The 19922-nt window shown below is 46.1% G+C and carries 19 protein-coding genes; 12 read left to right on the top strand and 7 right to left on the bottom strand.

The window, feature by feature from the left end; translation table 11 throughout:
* Positions 1-66: 66 nt before the first annotated feature.
* A complete protein-coding gene (locus tag T3H97_RS08880) occupies positions 67-1287 on the bottom strand; it encodes an MFS transporter (RefSeq protein WP_025722314.1) in 1221 nt (406 codons plus the stop codon).
* A gap of 233 nt (positions 1288-1520) precedes the next feature.
* On the opposite strand from T3H97_RS08880, the gene hemE reads away from it, so the two are divergent.
* From hemE to T3H97_RS08930, 10 genes are all read left to right on the top strand, one after another.
* A complete protein-coding gene (gene hemE, locus T3H97_RS08885) occupies positions 1521-2567 on the top strand; it encodes a uroporphyrinogen decarboxylase (protein WP_328802304.1) in 1047 nt (348 codons plus the stop codon).
* A gap of 31 nt (positions 2568-2598) precedes the next feature.
* Positions 2599-3540 carry a ferrochelatase gene (hemH, locus tag T3H97_RS08890; protein WP_328802305.1) on the top strand — a complete coding sequence of 314 codons (942 nt, stop codon included), beginning with the start codon at positions 2599-2601 and terminating at the stop codon, positions 3538-3540.
* Between the two features lie 7 nt (positions 3541-3547).
* Positions 3548-4993, top strand: a complete 1446-nt coding sequence (hemG, locus tag T3H97_RS08895) for a protoporphyrinogen oxidase (RefSeq protein WP_328802306.1) — start codon at positions 3548-3550, stop codon at positions 4991-4993.
* A 138-nt stretch (positions 4994-5131) separates the two neighbouring features.
* Entirely contained in the window at positions 5132-6610 is a 1479-nt protein-coding gene (locus T3H97_RS08900; RefSeq protein WP_328802307.1) for a CapA family protein, read from the top strand.
* 82 nt (positions 6611-6692) lie between these two features.
* The gene (locus T3H97_RS08905; protein ID WP_328802308.1) at positions 6693-7463 is read left to right on the top strand and encodes a glycerophosphodiester phosphodiesterase; all 771 of its coding nucleotides are present in this window, start codon (positions 6693-6695) and stop codon (positions 7461-7463) included.
* A 39-nt stretch (positions 7464-7502) separates the two neighbouring features.
* Positions 7503-8126: a fumarylacetoacetate hydrolase family protein gene (locus T3H97_RS08910; RefSeq protein WP_328802809.1), complete on the top strand. Its 624-nt coding sequence runs from the start codon at positions 7503-7505 to the stop codon at positions 8124-8126.
* 168 nt (positions 8127-8294) lie between these two features.
* The gene (locus T3H97_RS08915) at positions 8295-9101 is read left to right on the top strand and encodes a DUF92 domain-containing protein (protein ID WP_023988003.1); all 807 of its coding nucleotides are present in this window, start codon (positions 8295-8297) and stop codon (positions 9099-9101) included.
* Between the two features lie 81 nt (positions 9102-9182).
* Positions 9183-9761 carry a TetR/AcrR family transcriptional regulator gene (locus T3H97_RS08920; RefSeq protein ID WP_328802309.1) on the top strand — a complete coding sequence of 193 codons (579 nt, stop codon included), beginning with the start codon at positions 9183-9185 and terminating at the stop codon, positions 9759-9761.
* A gap of 121 nt (positions 9762-9882) precedes the next feature.
* Complete coding sequence (locus tag T3H97_RS08925; RefSeq protein WP_328802310.1) at positions 9883-11832, top strand: ABC-F family ATP-binding cassette domain-containing protein; 1950 nt, start codon at positions 9883-9885, stop codon at positions 11830-11832.
* Positions 11833-11986: 154 nt separating this feature from the next.
* Positions 11987-12976, top strand: coding sequence for an aldo/keto reductase family protein (locus tag T3H97_RS08930; protein ID WP_134902884.1), 990 nt, complete (start codon positions 11987-11989; stop codon positions 12974-12976).
* Between the two features lie 19 nt (positions 12977-12995).
* On the opposite strand, the gene T3H97_RS08935 is transcribed toward T3H97_RS08930, so the two are convergent.
* The 6 genes from T3H97_RS08935 to T3H97_RS08960 all read right to left on the bottom strand — a co-directional run bounded on the left by T3H97_RS08935 (position 12996) and on the right by T3H97_RS08960 (position 17922).
* Positions 12996-13895 (bottom strand): LysR substrate-binding domain-containing protein, encoded by a 900-nt coding sequence (locus T3H97_RS08935; RefSeq protein WP_328802311.1) that lies wholly within the window; start codon positions 13893-13895, stop codon positions 12996-12998.
* Between the two features lie 73 nt (positions 13896-13968).
* Positions 13969-15006 carry a M42 family metallopeptidase gene (locus tag T3H97_RS08940; protein ID WP_328802312.1) on the bottom strand — a complete coding sequence of 346 codons (1038 nt, stop codon included), beginning with the start codon at positions 15004-15006 and terminating at the stop codon, positions 13969-13971.
* A 13-nt stretch (positions 15007-15019) separates the two neighbouring features.
* Positions 15020-15442, bottom strand: coding sequence for a LapA family protein (locus tag T3H97_RS08945; protein ID WP_190299032.1), 423 nt, complete (start codon positions 15440-15442; stop codon positions 15020-15022).
* A 55-nt stretch (positions 15443-15497) separates the two neighbouring features.
* Positions 15498-17294, bottom strand: a complete 1797-nt coding sequence (pepF, locus tag T3H97_RS08950) for an oligoendopeptidase F (RefSeq protein ID WP_328802313.1) — start codon at positions 17292-17294, stop codon at positions 15498-15500.
* Positions 17295-17492: 198 nt separating this feature from the next.
* Positions 17493-17681, bottom strand: coding sequence for a hypothetical protein (locus T3H97_RS08955; RefSeq protein WP_025715827.1), 189 nt, complete (start codon positions 17679-17681; stop codon positions 17493-17495).
* A gap of 7 nt (positions 17682-17688) precedes the next feature.
* Positions 17689-17922, bottom strand: coding sequence for a hypothetical protein (locus T3H97_RS08960; RefSeq protein ID WP_013309704.1), 234 nt, complete (start codon positions 17920-17922; stop codon positions 17689-17691).
* Between the two features lie 173 nt (positions 17923-18095).
* Between T3H97_RS08960 and T3H97_RS08965 the strand changes: the two genes are divergently transcribed.
* Both T3H97_RS08965 and T3H97_RS08970 read left to right on the top strand, forming a co-directional pair.
* A complete protein-coding gene (locus T3H97_RS08965) occupies positions 18096-18293 on the top strand; it encodes a cold shock domain-containing protein (protein ID WP_013309706.1) in 198 nt (65 codons plus the stop codon).
* A gap of 208 nt (positions 18294-18501) precedes the next feature.
* Positions 18502-19917 carry an MATE family efflux transporter gene (locus T3H97_RS08970; protein ID WP_190299034.1) on the top strand — a complete coding sequence of 472 codons (1416 nt, stop codon included), beginning with the start codon at positions 18502-18504 and terminating at the stop codon, positions 19915-19917.
* The last annotated feature ends 5 nt before the right edge of the window (positions 19918-19922 follow it).

Below are 19922 nucleotides of genomic sequence, written 5' to 3' on the forward strand. Positions count from 1 at the left end.
GTCCACGGTAGCGTGGACAAGGAGGTTCTTGTCTTTAAGGCAGGCTTGTCTTACCCCAAGGTTATCTTACCTGAAATCAGGCGTAGCCTTACGATCAAAGAGCTTCATGCGTACCCAAAATATGTTGACGATTAACAGGACACCTGACATGATAAACAGTCCTTCGATGCCGATAAACCCGGATAGTACCCCGCCAATGACAGCACCCAGCATATTGCCGAGCGCCAGCGAACTGGTATTGAAGCCGAAAGAACGGCTTTCCATTCCTTCCGGTGTATACGTGCGAATCAGCGCATTTACGCTTGGTAGCAGACCGCCCATAAATACACCCATGAAAAAACGAATAATGACAAGTTGCCATACTTCATTGACAAAAGCTTGCGGAATGAGCATAACCGCCGTTCCGAGCAGTGCAATGGTCAAGATCTTGTGCGCTCCTATCTTGTCACTCAATCTTCCAAGGAGCGGTGCAGCAACCATATTGGATACACCTGTAATAGCCGTAACGAACCCGGCAATCAGCGCAATTCCTTCTGCCGATCCATACAGCTTTTGCACATACAACGGCAGTAGAGATACCGTACTGATCATGGCAAACTGGAGCAGAAACGTTACGGTGAACAAAGCCGGAAGCTGGGGCGTATGGCTTAACTCCTTTAATCCGGCAAGAACCGAAATTTGCGGTATGCGTGCAGCTTCCGTTTTGCTGAAATTTTCTTTAACCAGAAACATTGCGATAAGCGAGGCTATAAAAATTAGAGTGCCTGTAATATAAAAGATCGGTCTGAATCCGACCCAGTCAGCCAAAAATCCGCCTAGCAGAGGGCCGAGAATCGTGCCAGCCATCTGACCGGATTGCATAATTCCCATAGCGAATCCGGTTCGCTCTTTGGGAGTGGTACCCGACACTAGGGAAATCGATGCCGGATTGAAACCCGAAATCGTACCGTTCAGCAGGCGAAGCGCCAGCAGTTGCCACGGGTGGGTGACCAAACCCATACATCCGATGACTAAAGCCATACCAAAGCCTGAGCGAAGCAGCATGACTTTACGTCCATATCGGTCAGCCAACTTGCCCCACAGAGGCTGGAACATAAATGAGGTCAAAAAGTTAGCGGCAAAAATAACTCCGGCCCATAGACCAATATCGTGCTCTCCCTTCACATGAAGGTCCTGAGCCAGATACAGGGCGAGGAACGGAGTAATCATCGTAATACCCGCATTGACCAGAAACTGACCGAACCAAAGCACAATGAGATTGATTTTCCATGTCTCCCACGTTTTCAATGTGCTTTCACTTCCTTTCTGCCCATTCTCATCCTGTTGTAAGTCCTACTTATCAAAGCAGAACTTCTCCCGAGCTTTAAAAAAGCCATTTCTCTAGTATAGCACACTTCATTGAAACTTTATCCAAATGTCATGGGTTTGTCATGGTTTGTTCGAGAGCTGCGGTTGTTACGACTCTTGAAAAAGGGCATAATAAAATATAGTATTTATGATTCGAACTGGAGGCTGAAGTCATGACCTACAATGATACTTTTATCCGCGCTTGCCGCAAGCAAGCGGTGGATCATATTCCCGTATGGTACATGCGGCAGGCCGGAAGGTATGACCCTGAGTATCGCAAAATTAAAGAAAAATACACGTTACTTGAAATATGCCGCCAGCCCGAGCTGGCCGCAGAAGTGACTTTAATGCCCGTGCGCAAGCTTGGGGTAGACGCTGCAATTTTATATTCTGATATTATGAATCCGGTAGCCTCGCTAGGGGTTGATTTTGATATTGTCAAAAATATTGGTCCGGTTATTGATAATCCGATCCGGTCAGCTTCAGACGTAGACAAGTTGCGTCCGATTGATGTGGAACGCGATTTGGGTCATATTTTGGAAACGATTCGTATTTTGGACCGTGAACTGAACGTGCCATTGATTACGTTCGCTGGAGCGCCTTTTACCATTGCAAGCTATTTAATAGAAGGAAGGCCCTCCAAAGGATATATTCGCACCAAAGCGATGATGTATGGAGAGCCTGAGTTGTGGCATCGCCTGATGGATAAGCTAGGGAACATGGTTATTACATACGTGCGAGCCCATATCGCTAATGGCGGTAAGGCTTTTCAATTGTTTGATAGCTGGGTAGGTGCGCTCTCGCCTTATGATTTTCAAACTTTTGTGCTGCCGACTATCACACATATTTTCCATGAATTATCTGATCTGGATGTACCTAAAATTTATTTCCCGGGCGTAAGCTCTGGTGAATTGCTTCCACACTTGAATGGGTTAAAAGCCGATGTGATTGGACTGGACTGGCGGGTAAGTATACCTGAAGGACGTCGTCGCTTGGGCAACGGTTTTGGTGTACAGGGAAATCTTGATCCTTATGTGCTTACTGCACCAATCGATGTTATCAAGCAGTATGCAAAAAAAATTATAGATGAAGGAATACTGGAGCCAGGATATATTTTTAATCTGGGTCACGGTTTATTTCCTGAAGCCTCGCTAGATAAGCTAAGAGAGCTTACCGAATATGTACATGAGTATTCCCGCTCCGTTTTATCACAGAATTAATACATTAGAAATGTTAAGAGGTGATCTGCTAATGAAAACAAAAGTGGGTGTACTGGTTATGTCCTACGGGACGCCGGAGAGTCTGGATCAGGTGGAAGCCTATTATACACATATTCGTCGCGGTAATGCTCCCTCGCCGGAGCAGTTAAAGGAATTAAAGGATCGTTATGAAGCTATTGTGGGCGGTGTGTTTCCGCTGCGTCAGAATACGGATCGGCAGGTTCAAAACCTGCAGGAAACCTTAAATCGGGAAAATCGTAACCCGGACATTGAATTTGTCTGTTATCAGGGACTCAAACATGCCAAACCGTTTATTGAGGACGGTGTGGAAGCCATGGTGCAAGATGGCATTCGTGCAGCGGTGGGTGTCGTGCTGGCTCCACATTATTCCGTTATGAGTGTAGGAACTTATATTAAGCGCGCACAGGCTAAGGCACAGGAACTGGATCTGGCCATATCATTTGTGGAGAGCTATTATCTTCATCCTAAGCTGATTAAGACGCTGACTGAGCGTGTGAATACCAAACTGGAGCTTTTTGAAGAAGCTGGAGCCAAGCGGGATGAGGTTCGTGTTCTGTTTAGTGCGCACAGCTTGCCTGAACGGATTTTAGCTATGGGTGATCCTTATGTGGAGCAATTAATGGCTACTTCGCAGGCTGTAGCGGACAAGGCGGGAATTACCAACTGGCAGTTTACGTGGCAAAGCGCGGGTCGTACAGCAGAGCCATGGCTGGGGCCAGACATTTTGGATACCATGCACAGTCTTAAAGAGGAGCAAGTGGAGTATGTGCTGGCTGCGCCAGTTGGCTTTGTTTCTGATCACTTAGAGGTGTTATACGATCTGGATATTGAAGCACAGGCGTTGGCGAAGGAATTGGATATGCGTTTTCAGCGTATTGATTCACTCAACAGTGATCCACTGTATATGGAGACGCTTAGTGATGTCATCATAGATCAATGGAAAAAGGGATGAGGACATAATGGAGCAAAGGTTACGTAATATTGTGATTGTAGGCGGAGGCTTGACCGGGCTTAGCACTGCTTTTTATACACGAAAAATGTACAAAGAAGCTGGCTACACACCTCGAATTACGCTGGTGGAGAAAGCATCCGTGCTGGGCGGAAAAATTGAAACACTGCATAAAAATGGTTTTGTCATTGAAAAGGGGCCAGATTCCTTTCTGGCCCGTAAAACGGCCATGATAGACCTGGCAAAAGAGCTGGAGCTGGATCATGAGCTGGTAAGCACGAACCCTGAGGCTAAAAAGACATACATTTTGCATGAAGGACAGCTTCATCCGATGCCTCCAGGGCTGGTATTGGGGATTCCAACGGAGCTGAAACCCTTTTTGCGCAGCGGCTTGATCTCTTTAGGCGGGAAAATGCGGGCTATGATGGATTTTGTCATTCCGCCTCGCCGTGTACCGGGAGATGAGGCGTTGGGTGATTTTATTGAACGCCGACTGGGCAAAGAAGTGCTAGAGAATGTAACCGAGCCACTGTTGGCGGGGATTTATGCTGCCAACATGAAGACGCTAAGTTTGCAAGCGACCTTCCCACAATTTGCTGAGGTAGAGCAGCAATACGGAAGCCTCATTCACGGGATGATGACAGGTCGAAAACCAGCTGAAACACATACGGGTACGAAAAAAAGCGCCTTTTTGACCTTCCGTCAAGGCTTGCAAAGTTTGGTGCATGCGTTACTGAATGATTTGTATGACTGTGATTTACGCACCGGAATTGCTGTTACAGAATTCACAAAGACAACGGAAAGTGAAGGCAGCCCATATCGCGTTATGCTGGACAATGGAGAGAAGCTGGAGGCGGATGATATTTTTGTAACGACTCCCAATTTTGCTGCTGCGCCGCTATTGCGAGATCATGTCAATGTGGCTGCACTGGAAGCCGTTAATTACGTCTCCGTAGCAAACGTGGTTATGGCCTTCGATAAAACAGATATTGAGAACGTCTTTGACGGTTCTGGTTTTCTGGTCCCTCGCAAAGAAGGACGCAGCGTGACCGCTTGTACATGGACGTCTGCCAAGTGGCTTCATACTAGCCCGGACGATAAGGTGCTGTTGCGCTGTTATGTAGGGCGAGCAGGAGCTGAAGACACTGTAGAGTTACCGGATGATGAGCTGATTGCACTGGTACGTAAGGATTTGAAAGAGATGATGGGAGTTACAGCAACTCCGCTGTTCACGGAAATTACACGTCTTCGCAATTCCATGCCTCAATATCCGGTAGGGCACCCGCAGGCTATAGCTGATTTGCGGGAAGAGTTACGCACTGCCATGCCAGGAGTGTATGTTTTGGGCGCTGGCTATGATGCGATTGGTTTACCGGATTGCATCCGTCAGGCTAAGGAATGGGCCTCTAATGCCGTCCAAACGACACAGCAGGAAGCGGTTAAGGTACAGGTGTAAATGTTCGATGATGAACCCTTCGCGATCCAGGCGAGGGGTTCTATTTATATTGAAATTTGATATATAATGGAGAAGGTGTAAAATTCGCCAGCTAATAAAGAAGTTATGCAAATTGCAATAGCATAGAAGGAGTGAAGAATGTACCCTCCCAGATCACAGCGAAATGAAGGTCGCAAGAAAGCAAGAAAACCAAAAATAGGCAAGGCTTGGATCATTACGAATCTGGTCCTGCTGCTTATGATCGTAGGTCTTTTCGGTTATTATTACATATTTGAACACGACAACAGTGGCTCTCTTGCGGAAAATGCCGGGTATTCGCAAACGGAGAAGAAAATCCAAACGGAATCTGCTAGTGAAGAGCGGTCTACTCCCTCGGTCAGTGAAAATGTTACAGCCTTGTCAAATAAACAGCTGGACGAAGGCTCCAATGCAGAAAAGCAATTTTCTGACGATGAAACAAAGCAATCTGCTGCTTCAGACACAAGCCATCGTCCCGCGACAACGTCTGACACAAATGCTCCCGAAGGCAGCTCTTCAGGAGCAAAATTATCCTCGGGGAAAGACGGGCAGGCAGGTAACGATACGTCCAAGGATGTATACGACGGTACTCCATCCGCCGATAAGGAAGGAACGGAGGATGTGAAAAAATCAAAAACAGACGGTGCAGATTCTCCGACAGTCACGCTTCACTTTGTAGGGGATGTGCAATTTTCCGGTAAAGTTGAGCAGCGATTGGAACAGAATGGGTTTGATTTTCCGTATCAATATCTTGGAAACTTGTTTCATAAAGACGATCTGACGATGGCCAATCTGGAAACGCCCGTGACAACGAATGGTGTGGGTGCGTTAAATAAAACGTATGTGTATAAATCTTCGCCCAAGGCGTTAACTGCGTTGGCTGCGGCAGGGATAGATGCTGTCAATTTGGCCAACAATCACATTTTGGATCAGGGCACAGGCGGATTACTGGATACACTGAAATATCTGGATGAAAAAGGTATTGCCCATGCTGGAGCCGGGCGTAATGCAAAAGAAGCGTATGCGCCGCATTATTTTGAACGTAAAGGGATTAAAATTGCGTTGTTGGGGACTACACGTGTCATGCCTGAAGCCAACTGGAATGCGGGCGCCAAACTGCCCGGTGTAGCAGGAGCCTATGATTCGACCGCTATCGTAAAGTCCATCCGTGAGGCACGAATGCAGGCCGATCTGGTGATTGTCATTGCCCATTGGGGGAAGGAGCGCGCTACTGCACTTGAGCCCCATCAAACCGAGTTATCGCACGCTTTTATTGATGCTGGAGCTGATCTTGTCATTGGCGGTCATCCACATGTGCTTCAAGGGATGGAGCAATATAAAGGTAAATGGATCGCATACAGCACAGGCAATTTTATTTTTTCTAAATCAACGGTGCCAGCCACTTGGGATACAGCGATATTTCAGGCAACCTGTACCCGAAAAGGGGCTTGCGAAATGAAGTTGACCCCTTATCGGGCGGAGCTGGGTCAACCGATCCCATTGAAGGATACGGAGGCCAGCAAAATTTTGCAGAGAGTGGCGGCACTGTCACCGGGAAATGTCTCGATAGGGACGGATGGTACAGTAAGCACTCAATAGAAGTTTGAAAAGAAATTTTTTATATGGAATTTGACGGAACGATCGTATGAGGGACTCCTTTGTGGATGGAGGTCATAACAAGATGAATCATTTGTGCGTGGCTCACCGCGGTTTTTCGGGCATTGCTCCCGAGAACACGATGGCAGCCTTTAAGCTTGCGTTGGAGCAGCCGTTTGTACACTGGGTTGAGCTGGATGTACAGCTGTCAAAGGACGGTGTTCCGGTGGTAATTCATGATTTTACACTGGAGCGAACGACGAATGGTACAGGGCGAGTAAAGGATTCGGACTGGAAAGCATTGCAACAACTTGATGCTGGTAGCTGGAAAAGTGCAGAATACCGTGGAGAAAAGATCCCCTCCCTCGCACAGGTACTGGATTTATGTCGTGGCCGCGTATCGCTCAATATTGAGCTTAAAACCGCTGGTGACATGTATCCAGGATTGGAGAAAGCCGTACTCCGTGAAATTGTGATGAGAGGGATGGAGGGAGAGGTGGTATTAACCTCTTTTGAGCGTGCTGCATTACGCCGGGCTAAGGAGTTGTCTCCTGAAATCCGTACCGGATTGATTATCGATGCGCGTCCAGATGATTTGGCAACGCAACTGGAGCAGCTACAATGTACTTTTTTATCCATAGGCTATCCGCGTTTGGATCCAAACCTGATGAAAGATCTCACCGGACGCGGTATTGCTGTCATGGCGTGGACGGTGGATGACCGCCGTATAATGCGGAGATTGTCCTCATTGCATCCTGAATTGATGATTTGCACCAATTGGCCGGATCGCTGGGAACAGGTTTTTTTGCTTTCCAAGCATCGGATGTGGCACTATATACGTAAACTTATTCGTTAATCAATCGAACTACATACGCGGGAAGGGTGACGGATCGTGATGAACGTGGATATTCGTAATGTTTACTGTGTCGGACGCAATTATAAGCTGCATGCGGAGGAGCTGGGTAATGAGGTTCCCGCAGAGCCGATGATTTTTTTGAAGCCGTCTCATGCAGTCGTGCCGCTGGATGGCGCCACGCTGGAGCTTCCTCAGGGGCAAGGAGATATTCATTTTGAGACTGAGCTGGTTGTGGCTGTAGGACGTAAATACGAACCAGGCATGTCCGCAGATACATGTCTGAACGCATTTGCATTCGGGATTGATTTTACCCTGCGTGATGTACAGAGTGTTCTAAAGAAAAAAGGCCACCCATGGACCGCCGCCAAAGGCTTTAAATCGTCTGCACCTGTGACACCATTCCTGCCTTTAGAAAAATTGGACATGCTGGAGCAGCAGGATTTTTCCTTGCTCAAAAATGGACAGGAAGTGCAGCGTGGACGTGTCAAAAATATGATTTTTTCTATTCAGCATATCGTTGAATATATAGCAACTCATTATGGACTGGGCGAGGGAGATATTATTTTCACAGGTACTCCAGCAGGAGTAGGGCCTACAGCAAGTGGGGATCGCTTTGAGCTTTTCTGGGGGAGTGAGCGTCAGGGAGACTTCACCATCGCGTAAATCTGTGAACGGCATCCATACAAGAGGATTAAAAAAGGGAATGTTCTGAAGGCCGTGTCCTGTGCCAAAGCATGGGACACGGCTTTTATATAAGCGCAGAGCGTTGTACAATAATGTACAGAACGAAATAAGAAAAACGGAGATTCATTTCAAAAGCGGGGGTATATCATGGACTGGATCATCGGATTGCTTTGTGCTGCTGTGGTGGCGGGAGCTGCATTTTATAAAAAATCCTTAACCTTATCTGGCTTTGCCGCGGCTGTACTGATGGGGACCGTGTATTATGGGGCGGGTAACCTGTTCTGGTTCGGCACATTGCTCTTGTTCTTTATCACGTCAACCCTCCTGTCGAGGTTCAAAAAGGAGCGCAAGGCTGAACTGGAAAAATCGTATGCCAAAACTGGCAACCGGGATGCAGGCCAAGTATGGGCCAATGGGGGATTAGGTATGCTGTTATGCCTGGGTTATGCGATATGGCCCCATGTTACGTGGCAGCTGGCTTTTGTCGGTGTCATGGCTACGGTCACTTCCGATACGTGGGCAACGGAATTTGGCAGCCTGAGTCGTAGGCCACCCCGTTCGGTGCTGAACGGGAAGGTGCTGGCACCCGGAACCTCAGGAGGAGTATCTGTGTTGGGAACGGCTGCAGCCTTGGCTGGGGGTGTACTGATCGGCATAGGTGCATGGGGCTTTGGACACGCCATAGGAACCCCGAGCTTGCCGTTATGGCTGTGGGCACTGGTTGGAGGTATATCCGGCAGCGCCGGGGCCTTTGCTGATTCCTATCTTGGTGCTACGGTGCAAATGATGCGTTCCTGCACGGTTTGCGGACGGGAAGTAGAAGTAGACTCACATTGTGGACAAACGACGGTCTATGTACGAGGCTGGCGTTGGATGAGTAATGATCGAGTGAATAGCATTAGTTCTATTTTCGGGGGATTGGTCGCTCTGGCAGGTATTTTTTTTATACTCTGAACACGGGGCTGGAGATCGTTACAAGGAATTAACTGTTATAAGAATTGACCGTGTTCAATCCTTGTATAAGGAGGTGCTAAGATGGGCGATATACAAGGAGATAAATATGAAGCTATTTTGGACGCCGCTTACACCATCTTTGGCACCAAAGGCTTTTATGAAAGCAAAATTTCCGAGATTGCAGAACAAGCGGGAGTTGCCAAAGGCACAGTATACTTGTACTTTAAAAGCAAAGAGCAGCTTTTTACAGCAGTCACACGTAGAGATAGCGAACAATACCTAGCCGAAATGCAAAGTGCATTAATTAATCGTACTTTGGGAGAAGGACTGCTGCGGATGGCAAATTTGCATCTGCACTACTATTTCAAGCGCAAGCAGCATACTAAATTATTTTTTATGACCCCCAACAGTGACCCCGATCTAATGGAGTTTATGCGGGAATTTATTCAGGACTATACTGATTTGGTCAAAAATAAACTGGCGTCAGAGGGCGTGCAGCAGCCTGAGTTTCATGCGAAGGCATTCATCGGTATGATGGAACGCCTAAAAATGGATATTTTATTGAATAAAGATTTCCGCGAATGTGACGTGGATCAGACGGCTGAACTAGCAGCGAACTTATTTATGCATGGCTGTAAAGCCGGAATACAAAAATTTTGACATCTTATTGCTAAGAAACCGTACTGAATTCGTTCAGGTAACGGTTTTTTTAATCATTGGCTGTGTCTGTGTTAAAATAAACAGGATGCATCACAAAATTGGGGAAGAGTAGGGAATCCGTATGAATATTATGACCGTTGAACATATAACGAAAAGCTATGGCGAGAAAATGTTGTTTGAGGATGCTTCCTTTGGTATGGATGAACGTGACAAAATAGGGGTCGTTGGTGTAAATGGTACCGGTAAATCAACGTTTTTACGGGTAATTTCCGGATTAGAGCCGCCAGATGATGGCAATATTGCAGTGAATAACGATGTGCGAATTCAATATCTAGCACAAAATCCAGAGTTTGATCCCGAAATGAAGGTACTCCAGCATATTTTTCATGGCAACCAGCCTGAAATGAAAGCGGTCCGAGAATATACGGAAACCATGGAGTTATTGGAGTTAAATCCGGGTAGCGAGGAGCTTCAAAACCGTCTATTGCGAGCAAGTCAGCAAATGGATACATTCCAGGCATGGCAGCTGGAAAGTGAGGCCAAAAATATACTTACCCGACTGGGGATCACCCAGTTTGAGTCTCGTATGGGCGTTCTATCCGGCGGGCAGCGTAAGCGGGTGGCTTTGGCGGCGGCTTTGATCCAACCCTGCGAGTTGCTCATTCTGGACGAGCCTACAAACCATATTGATAATGAGTCCGTTGAATGGTTGGAGCAGTATTTGCAAAAAAGACGTGGTGCGTTGTTAATGATCACGCATGATCGCTATTTTCTGGATAGAGTTGCAAATGTCATGCTGGAGCTGGATCATGGCCGCCTTTTCCGTTATGAGGCTAACTATACCCGTTTTCTAGAGTTGAAGGCAGAACGCGAGGAGCGGGAAGCGTCTACGGAACAAAAAAGGAAGAACCTGCTGCGTAATGAGCTGGCCTGGATTCGCCGTGGAGCAAAGGCTCGTTCCACCAAGCAGAAAGCGCGTATTGACCGATATGAGCAACTTAAGGATCAGCAACCGGAAGCTCGTTCTGGATCTGTAGATATGTCCGTCGCCTCCACACGTCTGGGTAAAAAGATATTGGAGATCGAGCATCTGTCCAAATCGGTAGATTCTCGTAAGCTGATACAGGATTTGAGCTACATTGCGGTTCCTGGTGATCGTGTTGGTATCCTAGGTCCTAACGGTAGTGGGAAATCCACTCTGCTCCAAATGATTGCCCAGCATATAGAACCGGATTCCGGCAACGTTGTGCTGGGACCGACTGTGAAGCTTGGCTATTTTACTCAGGAACATCAGGAAATGAACGAAGCATTACGTGTCATTGAATATATTAAGGAAGAAGCCGAAGTGATTCGTACAGCAGACGGTTCGACGATTACAGCTGCACAAATGCTGGAGCGATTCTTGTTCGCACCAAGTGCGCAATGGACAGTTATTTCTAGGCTGTCCGGGGGTGAAAAACGGCGTTTGTATTTGCTTCGTGTTCTGATGTCGGCACCGAATGTGTTATTGCTGGATGAACCAACAAATGATCTGGATATTCAGACCCTTTCCGTTTTGGAAGATTATCTGGATGAATTCCCGGGCGTGGTGTTTATTGTTTCTCATGATCGCTATTTCCTGGATCGAACAGTGGACAAAATACTGGCATTTGAAGGGGATGGACAGGTACGTGTACATGTAGGCGATTATAGCGAGTATGCAGAATGGATCAGTAAAAATGCTCAATCTTCTGTGAATACGTCTGTCTCGACGAGTACGGCTTCCTCGAATCGCTCTTCCGCGCCTAAGTCTGCGGGTCCTTCTGATTCAGTCAAGGAGACAAGTAAAACCAAGCTTAAATTCACCTTCAAGGAACAGCGGGAATATGAGCAAATTGATGAGCTGATTGAACAAGCCGAACAGAAGTTGGCCGACATTCAGCGACAGATGGAAGAGTCTTTCAGTGATTCAGCACGACTACAGGAGCTCATGGCTGAGCAAGCGAAGGCCGAACAGCATCTGGAGCACCAAATGGAACGCTGGACCTACCTGAATGAGCTGGCCGAGCAGATTGAACAAAGTAAATCTTAAAAATACAGAAGCAAGTCACCATTCAGAGTGGAGGCTTGCTTTTTTTTATCGAATTATTAATACATTTTTCATATTAAAAGTGCGTGAATTATATATTTCTAATATCAAATTACAGTGGGTATAATGGATTGCATATGGAGGGGAGGAATTGAAAATGGAATATCGTAAACTTGGAAAAAGTGGTTTGATGGTAAGTGAGATCGCATTCGGAAACTGGATCACCCACGGTGCTCAAGTGGATGATACCATAGCGCAAGCCTGTGTAAAGGCTGCACTAGACTCAGGGATTACCACGTTTGATACCGCTGATGTGTATTCAAATACCATGGCGGAAACGGTTTTAGGTCATTCTTTAAAAGGAATACGCCGTGAAAGTATTGAACTATGTACTAAGGTTTTTCATCCCACAGGTACCGGACAGAATGATAAAGGGCTGTCTCGCAAACATATCATGGAGGCCTGCCATGCTTCTCTTCGACGCCTGCAAACGGATTATATTGATGTATATTATGCACACCGTTTTGATCCAACCGTTTCGCTTGAAGAAACTTTTTTGGCCTTATCTGATTTGGTGCGGCAAGGGAAGGTTTTGTATGTAGGAGTAAGCGAGTGGACAGCAGAGCAGATAAAGCAAGGAGCCGCTCTGGCTAGGGAGTTAAAGGTCCCATTCGTGGCAAGTCAGCCCCAATATTCCATGCTGTGGCGTGTCATTGAAGCTGAAGTGATTCCCGCTTGTGAGCAGGAAGGGATGGGGCAGGTGGTTTGGTCACCTCTGGCACAAGGTATTCTTTCTGGTAAATATGCAGCAGACAAGCCGTTACCCGAGGGTTCACGAGCTTCTACGACAGCAGGGTCACCATTTTTCAAACGTTTGGCTGGACAATGGTTACGTAAAGAAGTCCTTTTGGCAATAAAGAAAATTCAGCCGATTGCAGAAGAATGCGGACTGACGCTACCCCAGCTTGCAGTCGCATGGGTTTTACAAAACCCGCAAGTGTCCTCAGCTATTATCGGTGCTTCCAAGCCCGAGCAGGTTAAAGAAAACGTAAAAGCTGCGGGTGTCCGTCTAGATGGGCAGGTCATGAGACAATTGGATAGCATCTTAAATAGTATTGTTGAATGTGATCCGAGAAAAACAGGTTAAGATATACGATCAAAGAGCTTTACATATCTAACTCTTCGCTACAAGCTGTTTCTTCAACCACTTCCAGAAAATGAGTCAAAATAGCTTCATGTGCACCTGTTTTCCATGCAGCATAAAGTGGGATGGACGGAGACTCTTCTTGAAAGGAACGAAATACGACATCACTGCGTTGAAACACAGAAACGTAAGAGGGGACAATGGAGATCCCTATACCAGCCGCTACCAAGTTAACGATCGTATACATTTGAACGGCTTCCTGTACGATTTGAGGCTGAAATCCGTGTTGTCCGCAAAAGTCGAGTATGAGATTATGAAAAGAAGCTCCCATATGAGGCGGAGACAGGATAAAAGATTCGTCCGCTAAAGAACGTAAAGACAAGGTTGAATGGTGGGCTAACCGATGTGTTTGAGGAAGAACGGCCATGAGTGATTCGTTGGTGTAAAGACGAGAAGTGGTATGTATAGATGGATCTGCACTGCGCAGGAAGCCCACATGAACTTTGCCATCGTGTATGGCTTTCAGTTGTTGGACAGATGTCATTTCAAATAACGTAAGCTTCACATCTGGAAAACGATCTCGGAATTTCTTCAAGGCATTAACCATCAGACTGCCAGAGGCTGAATCTACAAAAGCGATAGATAATTGTCCGAATTTCCCCTGACTTGCAAGCTGTGTAATCTTAATGGATCTTTCCAATTGTGCAACCATGTTTCTGGATTCTTCTAAAAATATCGCTCCTGCTGACGTAAGTCGAACTTGTCTTTTGGTTCGTTCCAAAAGCTTCACGCCAAGCTCTTCCTCAAGGCTTTGAATTTGTTGGCTCAAGGGAGGTTGGGTGATATTCAGTTTTTTCGCAGCACGGTTAAAATGCAGTTCTTCCGCTACTGCGATAAAGTAACGTAGTTTTTTCAGATCCATAGCTGTGATTTCCTTTCGCTAAGCCTTCACCGACCTATTCTCCAGGGGAACAGGTCGGTTTTTATCGTTCGAATTAAATCGTCACATAAGCTGCAAGCAGACGTGCAGTGTTCACCACGGCCTGCTTGTGCGTGCGCTCCATGGCATGGGAGGCGTGTACGCCAGGGCCGATCAACGCAGCACGGATATTATTACCTGCTCTTAGCGCAGCCGAGGCGTCCGAACCGTAGTGCGGATAAATATCTACCGCATACGGAATATTCAGCTCTTTGGCCAGCTCAATTAGACGGGTTGTCATAGTATAGTCGTAAGGCCCGGAGGAATCTTTGGCACAGATAGAAACATCCGTTTCCTTGCAGCTCAGATCTTCACCCATACAGCCCATATCGACAGCTATCATCTCACTGATTCCTTCAGGTATGTAAGCCGCTCCGTGCCCCACTTCCTCGTAGTTAGAAATGAGCAATTTAACGGTATGTCGAGGCTTCCAGTTTCCATGTACAGCAGATTCCAGTAAACCAAACAGTGCAGCTACACTAGCTTTATCATCCAGATGGCGTGACTTGATAAATCCACTGGGTGTTACGACTGGACGCGCATCGAACGAAATAAAATCGCCCACTGCAATACCGAGCTGAAGCACGTCTTCTTTTGACTCGACAAGCTCGTCAATCCGTACCTCCATATGGCTCTCCTTGCGCTCAAAGCTCCGTGCATCATCATAGACGTGCACGGATGGATGGCTGGACAGAATAGTGCCTGTATACGTTTGTCCGCTTCTGGTATGAATAAGGCAGTATTCGTTCTCAATGCTGTTCATCATGAAGCCGCCGACGGATGTCAGACGTAGGGTGCCTTGTGCTGTAATGGAACGCACCATTGCGCCCAATGTATCCACATGTGCGCTCAGCGCCACCGTATGGTCCGTTTCCTGACCTTCCAGAGTCAAGATGGCACCGCCTTTTGCATTCCATTCGATTTGTACCCCGAGGCTTTCTGCTTCTTTACGAATCAGCTCCATCACATGGTGTGTATACCCACTGGGACTGGGTGTGTTCAGTAGCTGATTTAAAAAGCTCATCATATAATTCTCATTTAATTGAATCGTCATTTGTTGCTCCTCCTCATTTCGACAACCGATCAGATTTAGAGGACGGTTGCTCTATATCTTGGTCGAATGTAGACCCTGTGCTGGAAGAACCAGTTGTGTCATAGGTCACATCCGCGTTTGCTTCCACCGTGGATGTGTGCTCTTCTTGTAATGTATGAAGCTGAGTAGTCAGACGTTTAATCTCTCTCTGAAGCCTATATTGGCGGAAAATACCGAAAGAACCGACAATAAGTCCACCTAGAAGAGTGCAACCAAGAATAAGCAGAATCAAAGGAATGCTAACCCTACTGAATAGAAGGTTCACTTGAACCGAATTCACATTAATAACAGCAAATACAGCTGTTAACAAAGCAATAACAAGAGCTGCGATTAAAGACCATTGTGTTTTCAAAATGCCACCTCCTCCCGTTACATTATAAAATCCCTTGCCCGCCATGGACAAGGGATTTATCCGTGCATCATTTCAATGCTGGATTTTAAGTGCGCACGGTTTACTTTCCTTCAGTTAGCTTTTCCATTTCTGTAATAACTTCTTCGAATACGCTCATTGCTTCGCGGATCGGCTGCGGAGAGGACATGTCAACGCCAGCTTTTTTCAAAATATTGATTGAATAATCACTGCCACCGCTCTTCAAGAAGCCCAAGTAACGGTCAACGGCTGGCTGGCCTTCTTCCAGAATCTGCTTCGAAAAACTGGTTGCTGCCGAGAAGCCAGTAGCATACTTGTAGACGTAAAAACTGTTATAAAAATGAGGGATTCGTGCCCATTCCATTTCAATGTCTTTGTCTACCTTCATACCGGGCCCGTGATATTTCACATTCAGATCATAGTAAATCTCTGATAAAAGCTGCGGTGTAAGGGATTCCCCCTGTTCAGCGCGTTCATGTACAATTTTCTCAAATTCCGCAAACATGGTTTGACGGAATACCGTTGTGCGGAATTGATCTGCATAGTAGGTGAGAAGGTACATTTTCTCTTTCGGATCGGTTGATTTGTTCAGCAGGTAATCCATTAGCAACGCTTCATTGGTTGTGGATGCCACTTCAGCCAGGAAAATGGTGTACTGTGCATCTCTATACTTCAATGCGTTATCTGAATAGTACGAATGCAACGCATGCCCCATTTCATGAGCAAGCGTGAACATGCTGTTCAGGTTATCTTTATGGTTCAGCAGTACATATGGGTGGGTACCATAAGCTCCCCAACTGTATGCACCAGTACGTTTGTTTTCATTTTCGTATACATCAATCCAGCGCTCATCATAGCCTTTTTGCAACGAAGCCAGATAGTCCGCGCCCAGTGGCTTAAGGCCTTCCTTTGTTTGCTTTTTGGCGTCTTCATATGTAATGTCCATCTTGTATTCGTCTACAAGCGGAGCGAACAAATCATACATATGGAGCTCATCCACACCTAACAACTTTTTACGCAGCTTCATGTAACGATGGAGCAGGGGCAAACTTTCATGAATGGTGTCAATGAGATTCGTATATACTTCCTTCGGAATATTGTCACCATATAGTGACATTTCCAGTACAGATGGGTATTTGCGAACACGAGAATAAAAAATATTTTTGTTCACATTAGCACTTAGTGTAGAAGCAATTGTATTTTTATTTTTGGCATATGTGTCATATACCGCTTTAAAAGCACGTTCGCGTACTTCGCGGTGCGGACTTTCGAGAAATTGAATGTAGCTGCCATGAGTCAGCTCAACCTCTTTGCCGTTCTCATCCTTGATTTTTGGAAACTTCAGATCAGCGTTGTTGAGCATGCCGAAAATCGTTTGCGGGGCTTGAGCCAGATTGCCAACCTGAGCGAGCAACGCTTCTTCTGTCTTGCCCAGAATATGTGCTTTTTCCCGCTTCATTTCTTGAAGTGTAAACCGGTAATCTGCAAGCTTCGGATCTTCAATGAAGGCATCGAGCTGATGATCCGGCAGTGCCAAAATTTCAGGCGTCACGAAAGAAAGAGACTCGCTAACCTCAACGCCTAATTTTTTGGCTTTTTGCGAAAGACCCTGGTATGTAGGTTCAGCTGTATCCTCATCATGATGCAGATGTGCGTACACATATACACGCTCGGTTTTGAGCGACAATTCATCTTCCAATTTAAAACAGTTTCCAATCGACTCTGCTGAATTGAGCTTGCCTTGGAATTGTTCAGCCTTTTTGGCTAGTTTTTTGACTTCTTCGTATTCTTGATCCCATGCTTTGCGGTTAGGAAACAAATCTTCCAGTTTCCATGTATTTTCCACTGGCGCATCAGCGCGTTTTACAATTTCACTCATGGAGAGCCTCCTCTGATCGAACGTAATGTGGGGTAGGGCTGCGGCAGTAAGGGACGGATGCCAAAACGAAGAAACCGCCACGCTTACCATAAGCAGCAGGGCAAGAGGTTTTACAGGATGCATATAACGGCAGATCCTCCTTATACCATGGCTTGTATGCCATAGTATGACCTCTTACGCCCGAAAGTATAATTTTCCCTACTGTGGGTTGGAACCTATATTTAATAAGCTGTATACAATGAGATAAAAGGCAAGGCAAACCATGATTACAGCAGTGAGGGCCATCCACTTTTTGAGAGGAGTCGGTATCGTATCACGCTTCATGATCAGCACTCCGCCCAGCGTGAAGGCCAGAATAATGAAGATGAGATAGCTGTTGGACACCATGAATAGGCTAGACCTGTTTGAAAGCGTTCATGATCCGCTGCCACTCTTCCTCATTATCTTGAAAGGACTGCTTGGGAAACCGATTTTGAGCCCAATGCATCAGCGCCGGACGGCTTAAAAACGTGTGGGCTTCCTCGCCCCAATCATCGGATATTTCCCGTAGAACGATGTAACGGCCCTGCACCTCGACAGTCATCATGTTCCAATTGTCTTTTTTGTATATTTCGTGTTTTTTCATCATATGCATGTCTCCGATTTTATAGATGTTTTGGTTCATGATACCGCAGTTTCCGCCGCAAAAGCAAATCATTCCAGCCCGAAAAACCAGGAAAAACATCAATTGCATTGTGAAAAAGCATGAAGTATAATATGGATATTCGCCATAGATGGCGGTATTTTTAGGAGGTTGTTCACTTGAAAGGTACAGTTAAATGGTTTAACGCAGAAAAAGGTTATGGCTTCATTCAAATGGATGGTGGCGAGGACGTATTCGTACATTTCTCCGCAATCCAAGGCGACGGCTTTAAAACTTTGGAAGAAGGTCAAGCGGTTGAATTCGAAATCACTGAAGGTAACCGTGGACCCCAAGCAGCTAACGTAATCAAACTGTAAGTGTAACTGAATTGTAAGAATGGTTCCGTTTCTACGGATGTCTTATATATTACGGTTAAACTATGAATTGAGAGCGCAGTTCCTTAAATTTAAGGGACTGCGCTTTTTTGCGTAAATACGTTTATGCTATGAGAACATTGAGCAGGAATAGGGTATTATACGTAATAAAACTAGGCAGAAGACATTTTAAATTGAAGGAGTTGAGAAAATGAGTGCAGCAGAGGCTAATCGTAAGCCTTCCCTGATTGAAGGTCCTATTGCCAAAACGCTGTTTATGTTCTCTTTGCCGATGCTGTTCGGAAACATTCTGCAATCCCTGAATGGAACGATCAATTCGATCTGGGTTGGGAAGTTTCTGGGAGAAGCCGCATTGACTGCCGCTTCCAACGGAAATATTATAATGTTTTTTCTTATCAGTTCGATTTTTGGCGTCACCATGGCTGCCACTATTATGATCGGACAAAATATCGGAGCAGGAGACGTAGCTGAAACCAAGCGCGTAGTAGGTACAAGTGCTGTCTTTTTTCTGGTGCTCGCCTTTGCTATAGGTATTATCGGATTTTTGAGTGCGCCTTGGATTCTTCATGTACTCAATACACCTACCGAATCGGTGGATATGGCGATCACGTATACGCGTATTATATTCGCAGGCATGCCTTTTTTGTACGGCTATAACTACATCATGACTGTAATGAGAGGGGCTGGAGATTCCAAAACACCATTTTATTTTCTGATCGTTTCCGTCGTACTGGATGTACTACTCAACCCGCTGTTAATATTCGGATGGGGACCGATTCCTGCTATGGGTATTGGAGGTTCCGCTACTGCTACCCTGATCGCTCAAGGGATCAGCTTTGTGTTGATCCTCATTTACCTATATCGAGTAAAATATTTTTTGCGCATTACATCTTCAGAGCTTCATTTACTCAGATTTGATTGGAAAATTATTTGGACCCTAATCCGTAAGGGAGTGCCGATGGGGTTGCAAATGATTGCTGTCTCCACCAGTGCGATTGCATTAATGAATCTGATTAATGGCTACGGGACAGTGGCAGCTGCAGCTTATACAGCAGCCAATAATTTGTCCAGCTATGTGCAGATGCCGGCAATGGCGTTAGGTGCAGCTGTTTCTTCCTTTGCCGCTCAAAATATCGGAGCCGGACGTTGGGATCGAGTGCGTACAACAACCTGGATTGGGATTGTGTATAATTTTGTGTTGACTGGTGGAGCAGTGGTATTGATTTACATGTTTAACCGTCAGGCCTTGCTCATGTTCCTTCCTTCTACGGGGGGTGCATTGGAATTGGGTATGCGGATTAATCTGATCACCTTGTGGTCTTTTGTTATATTCGGTATTACCAATGTCATTACAGGTGTTGTTCGATCAACGGGTTCCGTAATGGTACCGCTTTTAATTACCATTATTTCATTATGGGGCATTCGTATACCTCTGGCCTATGCATTTGTCGATGAGTATGGTCTAGATGCTGTATGGTGGAGCTTTCCTGTTGGTTTTGCTATCTCTGCCGTAGCAGTCATTTTCTATTATGCTTTCGGGAAATGGAAGCAGGCAAGCATGGGAGAGGGAATCCAAGGCGTGAAGCCAGCAGAGGACAAAGGTTAGGTAGG

Source organism: Paenibacillus sp. LX16, assembly GCF_036252815.1.
Taxonomy (GTDB): Bacteria; Bacillota; Bacilli; order Paenibacillales; family Paenibacillaceae; genus Paenibacillus; species Paenibacillus polymyxa_B.